Below are 6191 nucleotides of genomic sequence, written 5' to 3'. Positions count from 1 at the left end.
TGGTGTGAATGAGTCTCGTCCAGGGAGGTAGTGGTAAATAAAGAGTGTGGATGGCGTTAGTGTGGTTAGTTTTGATCTAAGAAAATGTGGCTTTAACATGGCGGATATAAGGCAAATACTGGCTTCTATCCGCCAATTTAGGCGTTGGTCGGTAATGACCACTCTCTAACAAAAAATATCGCGATCGCGGCCTACGGCCGCTTATCAAAAAGAACCCCGCCTAAAAAGGCGGGGTTCGTCAGCAATCTGAAACGGCGCGAAGGCGCCGTTTTTATCTTTCAATCTTGCCTTATTTTGTATAAGACTGTGCCATGTTATCAATGCGTTCATTGGCGCGTTTTGCTTCGTCATACGCCATTTGAGAGTCATTTTTCATCATGGAAACGTCGTTAGACAGCGCATCGACTTTCGCGGATAAATCATCAACACTTTGTTGTAGTGCAGTGTTGCTAGTACAGCCGACGAGCAACACGGTTGAAGCTATTGCTGCTAGCGCCATTGGACGGATTTTCATAGAGAACCTCGCTATTGTTGTTGGAGATAGCAATCACGTCAAAAGGGTCACGCGCAAGCGCGACTACCTTTTACCATAGACGGTGATAGGAGATTTTGCTGCTGAATCCTCAACTTGGCGGCCATACCTTGACACAGTTAACATTTAACGCGCTGTGTGACTCATCCATTAAGACGTGTTAAACGCTATTGGTGGTGATGATTTCCTTCATCGCTATGGTGCTGCATGCCTCCCATGACAGATTTAACTGGAATTTGCTTGGTCAGTGAATGGCCATCAGCAGTGGTCAGGGTTAGGGAAATCTGTTCGCCCACTTTCAGAGGCTTCACCAAGTCGAACAACATAACATGCAAGCCGCCCGGCTGAAGGACAACTTGTTCGCCGCTGGGCACCAGAATTTGTGGGATTTGACGCATTTTCATCATGCCATCTGCCATGGCGTGCTCGTGTAGCTCAACGCGTTTTGCCGCAGGAGTTTGGGCACTAACAACACGTTTAAGCACATCACTTTGATTGTCTAACACCATAAAGGCGGCACTGTTAGGGGCGCCCGGTGCACTGGCGCGCGCATAGGCGTCATGGATAAAAAACTCACCATGAGCATGGCTGAAAGATGCAGTGAAAAGTGCAATGGCTGAGATAAAAAGGCGAAAAAACGACATTATGGTTCCTTATTGGTGTCAGTCACTCGAGAAATAGCGGCGGTGATCATTTGAGGGTTCAAGGTGTGGGGCACCTTTTCTAAAAGCTCACCGTTCGGAGAAAGAAAATAAAAGTATGAGCTATGGTCAACGGCATAATCCATGGCGGAGTCTTCAAGCTCGGTAATTTGATACAAAACGCCGTATCGCTTCGCCAGTTGATCAATTTGTTCGTTACTGCCACTCACACCTGTGATGGCCGGATGAAAGAAATGGGCATATTCGGCCGCCTTTTCACTGGTATCCCGTTTTGGATCCAACGTAATAAAGACCGGTGACACCGCATCTTGTGTCGATTGCGGCAGTGACTTGAGTGCCGCTGATAATACCGCCAGCGAGGTGGGGCACACATCTGGGCAGTGTGTGTAACCAAAATAAACAATTCGGGGCCGAGGATCGGCTTCATTGAAAAGGTTGAAGGGTTGCCCATCTGATTGTAAGGCGCCAGCCTGTGCTTGCTGTTGCTTCACTTGATAACTGTCATAGTAAGCGCGTGCGCCTAACCCCAAACAAACCGCAAATAATGCCACTAGCCATGCTTTTTTGCTCATGGTCGCTCCATGGTCACTTTGATCGGAAATTGTGTTTGACCCTGATCCGGTACCGTAATGGTTCCTGCCCACGTCATGGTCTGCTCAGTACAGACTGGAAGCATCAAATCGCCGCGATAGTGCATTTCGTCTATTTGATTCAGCACTAAGCGATATTCTCCCATGTTCATCTCAACACCTTTTAGCTTAACTAGTAGGGTTTCGCTATTAAGAGGTTGTGATGTTGTGAAGGTCAGCGTGTTAGCGTGCATGGGGTGGACGGTCGGGTCCGATAAACTGGCTTGATAGCCTTGATAATGGCAGGTTTGTTGGTTTAATGAGCAATGGTTAAGAGAGGCCGTTGAGCCTCCCTCTATCCAATCGGCAAGAGTGTTTAGCCATGTCGGTGCGCTGAATGCGAGCGCAAATACTGCGACAATGCCTGCAATCGTCAGCAGGCGATGACCGCTACGTGAGTCGGTGAGAGAAGAGTCCATGATTTAGTCCTGACTGGGGGCAAAGCGCTCCAACAGCAATACCAACACAAAGCCCGCTATCATGGCAATCACCGCAAGGCCAACTTGTGCCGGATGTCCCACCACGGCCTCGTAGGCGCCGGGCAAGAGGTTATCTTGCACCAGAGGCACTTGTTCACCGGATGAGTTCGTGCGCCAAGTGAGGGTATGTTTCCAAGGCCAAATCTTACCCAAGGTACCTAACATCAGGCCGGTCAGAAACGCGAGGGTCAGCGCATAATAGCGGCGTAGCAGCCATGACAATAGGTGCGAAAACGTCAGTAAGCCGGTTACCGCGCCAACAGCGAATAATCCCAATAAGCCAAATTGCGCTTGATGAACTGCACTCAAAATAGGGCTGTACATGCCAAGTAAAAGCAAAATAAAGCTGCCGGAGATACCGGGCAGGATCATAGCGCATATGGCAATCGCGCCGGAGAGAAACACTGTCGCCGGGCTTGCGGTCAAATGAAGTGGGCTGGCGACGGTAATCCAATAAGCAAACCCAACCCCCAGCGCACCGGCGACAAGGGTTTTACCGGTGAACTTAGGCGTTGGTAATTGCTTGGCCATGTGAAAGGCCGAGGCAATGATAAGGCCAAAGAAAAACGACCAAAGTGGAATGGGATGATGAGTGAGCATCCAACTGATCCCTTTTGCCAAACTGGCAATGCTGGTCAGAATGCCGGCTAGGAGTACACAAAGAAAGGTGCCGTTAACATGTTGCCAGACCGCTTTGAAACCCTCTTGGCGCCATAGTGTAAAAAGGCGCGGCGTGATACGCCGAATGCTCTCAAGCAACTGCGTGTAGATACCGGTAATAAATGCGATCGTACCGCCAGAGACACCAGGAACCACATCCGCAGCGCCCATCGCCATGCCTTTAAGGTAAGTTGAGATCAGGTTCTTGATCATAATGCTATTCATCGATAAAAGCTGAGACGCGCATTATACCGACATTCATCCTGTGGGGTAGGGGGAATTATAAGAGGGGAGCAGCACTCCCCCCAATACGATTAAGGTTGATGAGGTTTCTCGAATACGGCGACGGACCACGCGGGGATGGTGAGTTTGCCGTTGGTTACGTGAGCGGCCTGTTGGTTATACGCGATCGAGCTGTTGCCCGCATTGGCTTGCAAGCTGTGAAGCTGATAGTCGGTAGCGTCGATGTTGGTATAGTCATTGACCGCCGTGCCTGAGGCATTGATCGCGACGATAATGCCGTCACGCGTTGCATCAATCGAGCTGTCGTGCAGACTACCACTGTTATCCAGCTGCATCACAATTAGCCCTGGGATCTGTGAGGCGCCGGTGTTGTGAAAGCTGACACGTTGGTTAATCACGCTGCCTTGGCCTAAGTGGAACAGCCCTGACGACGCACGCAGCGCCACCAGCTCATTAAAGTAGCTGTCCATGGCGCTGATTGCCTGTGGTGTTGGTTTGGCCTCGCTGTTGTGATTGGCAATCACGGTTTCAATCATCGGCCAGTTGTAGCCGTCTTTATCTTCACGCGGCAGCCCTTGGTCCCACTGCGTAGTTTGTTGGGTAAAATCGACGCGGTTATACCAATCGCCCGAGTCGTACGAGTCACGCTGCATGGATTTTGAACGAAGTAGCTCGCTGCCCATGTGAATAAAAGGCACCCCTTGTCCTAGCAGGGCAGTGGAGAGTGACACGGCTTGGGCGCGGACGCGTGTCGCAAGCGGCATGGCGTAAGGGAATTTGTATTGATTGTTATCCCACAAGGTTTGGTTGTCGTGCTTGGAGACATAGTTTTGAATCTCCCAAGCATCTTGCGCGTAGCCAGCCGGTTGACCGTTGTAATCGACTTCGTCCCCGCGCACGACGTCACCATTGGCAATCTGCAACTGAAAATCTTTTAAGTTACCCGCCATACCCAAACGAACTAGGTCGGCATTATGCAGGGCACTGGCTCTTTCCCCGCTGTTTTGCTGTTGCAAATCATTGGGGGCGACCCATTGACCATTACCAAAGCCTTGGTTTTTGCGCAGGTACTCGCCGCCATCGAACGGACCGCCGCCACGAACCGCATCCCGAAGTCGGTCAGAGAATGAGCCAATACCGCTGCCTGCAAGATTTGCTTGGGTGGCTTGGACAAACTGGCGATCGTTGGCGACTTCACCGAAGTTCCAACCTTCACCATAGAAATACACATCTGGATTGATGGCGCGGGCAACGGCAAGTGTGTGCTCGATCTGGGCCAGCGGATGGTGCCCCATCAAGTCCCAACGGAAGGCATCGATTTTGTAGTCTTTCACCCAAGTGGCAATCGAGTCATCGATCAGCTTGGCAAACATGCGATGCTCAGGTGCGGTGTTTGAGCAGCAAGTGGATTGCTCAACGTCCCCAGTGACGGGGTTAAGGCGCTGATAATACCAAGGCACGACTTTATCCAGCACAGAATAGGGCCCTAAGCCCGCTTGGTGGGTGTGGTTGTAGACCACGTCCATCACTACATTCATGCCGATATTCTGTTTGATGGCCATGACCATTTTACGAAACTCGAGGATACGCGCGGTGCCTTCAGGGTCGGTGGCATAACTGCCTTCAGGCACGGTGTAATGGAAAGGATCGTAACCCCAGTTAAAGCTGTCGTACTGACGCATCGCCGCCATTACCGTTTGCACATAGGGGGTGTCAGCACTGTCTTGGGTGGCTAAATCCGTTAAGGCCGCTCGGATGGTTTGATTGTTGTCGCACTCACTGGCCAGCCTTGGGGTATCTTTCAGTGAGGGGACTTTGTCACATAACGTGGAGAAGCGGTCGGTGACATCGATACGCTGTGCGACGTCTTCGTTGATGGAGGCAATATCAAACACGGGGAGTAGGTGCAAGTGAGTAACCCCAGATTGCGCGAGCGCGGTTAAGTGTTTGACTGGCTCAGTGGTGTTTTGGGTAAAAGCAAGGTACTTGCCGCGCAGATTTTGGGGAGTGGATTGATCGAGCGCGGAAAAATCACGCACGTGCGCCTCATAAATCACGCTGTTGGCGGGATTTTGCTGCGAGTGAGGCGCACTCAGCGTATCCCAACCACTGGGTTTAAGCGCGGGCGCATTCAGATCGACCACCTGTGAATAGCTGGAGTTGGTCGACAAGCTATGTGAGTAAGGATCCGTGACTTCGAGACGCTCGACACGGTGTGTGACAGGGTGATAGACCGACAGTTGATAACGGTAATAGTCACCATGATTCAGCGCCGTGGTGGCAACATGCCAGCTTCCTGACTCGGCGTCGAAGTCCATTTTAATGGGCGTTTGGCGCTGTTTGGGCGCGTTTTGTTCGCTCGCCGATTGATAGGGCACCAGCGAGACTTGCTGTGCGGTAGGGGCCCAAAGACGAAACTCAGTGTGTCCAGCGTCAGGGATGGCCCCATAGTTAAGTTTTTCGGCGTGTTCTGCGTACAAGGCATCAAGCGCGCGGGCCGGTTGCACATCGGTTGCGGTTAATACGGTATCACCGTCTTTGGCGATAGCGAGAAGCTGTCCTTTAAGCCATTGCTTCAGCGCAATATCAGCGTCAACAAAGTCAAAATCGAACCCTTTGACGTTACCTTGCAAATGGGGAAACGATGTCTGCCAATGATCGCGCGTGGCAAGGGTGGATTCGACACTCGCGGTGGCGTTTTCCACCTGTTGTGTGTCCGGGTTATAGCGCATCGTGCCATCAGCGGAGTAATACAAGGTGAGCGAGGTGGCGTTGGTTTGATGAGTGAGCAGGGTATCGGCGTCAGCAAATAGCACACTGGCATCGCTGGTGCCCGCATCACGAACACTGGCGGTTGGGTTGGTATCGACGTCAGGGTTATCGTCATTTAACGGACAGCCTGTTAATACGATTGCCGAGGCAATCGTAAAAGGCAGTGCAAGAGGATGTTTATTTAACAGATGATTCATCAGGTTGACCTTTATGT

At 51.3% G+C, this 6191-nt stretch carries 6 protein-coding genes; all 6 read right to left on the bottom strand.

The features are described from left to right. Positions 1-289: 289 nt before the first annotated feature. The 6 genes from BGK46_RS14405 to pulA all read right to left on the bottom strand — a co-directional run bounded on the left by BGK46_RS14405 (position 290) and on the right by pulA (position 6174). Positions 290-514: an LPP leucine zipper domain-containing protein gene (locus tag BGK46_RS14405; protein ID WP_069590383.1), complete on the bottom strand. Its 225-nt coding sequence runs from the start codon at positions 512-514 to the stop codon at positions 290-292. Positions 515-699: 185 nt separating this feature from the next. Continuing rightward, positions 700-1176: a copper chaperone PCu(A)C gene (locus tag BGK46_RS14400; RefSeq protein WP_069590381.1), complete on the bottom strand. Its 477-nt coding sequence runs from the start codon at positions 1174-1176 to the stop codon at positions 700-702. Then, the gene (locus tag BGK46_RS14395; protein ID WP_069590379.1) at positions 1176-1766 is read right to left on the bottom strand and encodes an SCO family protein; all 591 of its coding nucleotides are present in this window, start codon (positions 1764-1766) and stop codon (positions 1176-1178) included. Before BGK46_RS14395 ends, BGK46_RS14400 begins: the two co-directional genes overlap by 1 nt. Then, entirely contained in the window at positions 1763-2242 is a 480-nt protein-coding gene (locus tag BGK46_RS14390; protein ID WP_069590377.1) for a hypothetical protein, read from the bottom strand. Before BGK46_RS14390 ends, BGK46_RS14395 begins: the two co-directional genes overlap by 4 nt. A 3-nt stretch (positions 2243-2245) precedes the next feature. Next, on the bottom strand, positions 2246-3175 hold the full coding sequence (locus BGK46_RS14385) for a DUF368 domain-containing protein (protein WP_069590375.1): 930 nt from the start codon (positions 3173-3175) through the stop codon (positions 2246-2248). A gap of 101 nt (positions 3176-3276) precedes the next feature. Further along, complete coding sequence (gene pulA / locus BGK46_RS14380) at positions 3277-6174, bottom strand: pullulanase-type alpha-1,6-glucosidase (RefSeq protein WP_084781489.1); 2898 nt, start codon at positions 6172-6174, stop codon at positions 3277-3279. Between the last annotated feature and the right edge of the window lie 17 nt (positions 6175-6191).

This window comes from Salinivibrio sp. SS2, assembly GCF_001722075.1.
GTDB lineage: Bacteria > Pseudomonadota > Gammaproteobacteria > Enterobacterales > Vibrionaceae > Salinivibrio > Salinivibrio proteolyticus.
Note: the sequence above shows the minus strand (reverse complement) of the source record. Positions and strands in the feature narration are given on the sequence as shown.

What these genes read in the sequence shown, in the direction of transcription:
- BGK46_RS14390 (WP_069590377.1), bottom strand. Translation starts at nt 2,242, where the DNA reads ATGGACTCTTCTCTCACCGACTCACGTAGCGGTCATCGCCTGCTGACG.
- BGK46_RS14405 (WP_069590383.1), bottom strand. Translation starts at nt 514, where the DNA reads ATGAAAATCCGTCCAATGGCGCTAGCAGCAATAGCTTCAACCGTGTTG.
- BGK46_RS14385 (WP_069590375.1), bottom strand. Translation starts at nt 3,175, where the DNA reads ATGATCAAGAACCTGATCTCAACTTACCTTAAAGGCATGGCGATGGGC.
- BGK46_RS14400 (WP_069590381.1), bottom strand. Translation starts at nt 1,176, where the DNA reads ATGTCGTTTTTTCGCCTTTTTATCTCAGCCATTGCACTTTTCACTGCA.
- pulA (WP_084781489.1), bottom strand. Translation starts at nt 6,174, where the DNA reads ATGAATCATCTGTTAAATAAACATCCTCTTGCACTGCCTTTTACGATT.
- BGK46_RS14395 (WP_069590379.1), bottom strand. Translation starts at nt 1,766, where the DNA reads ATGAGCAAAAAAGCATGGCTAGTGGCATTATTTGCGGTTTGTTTGGGG.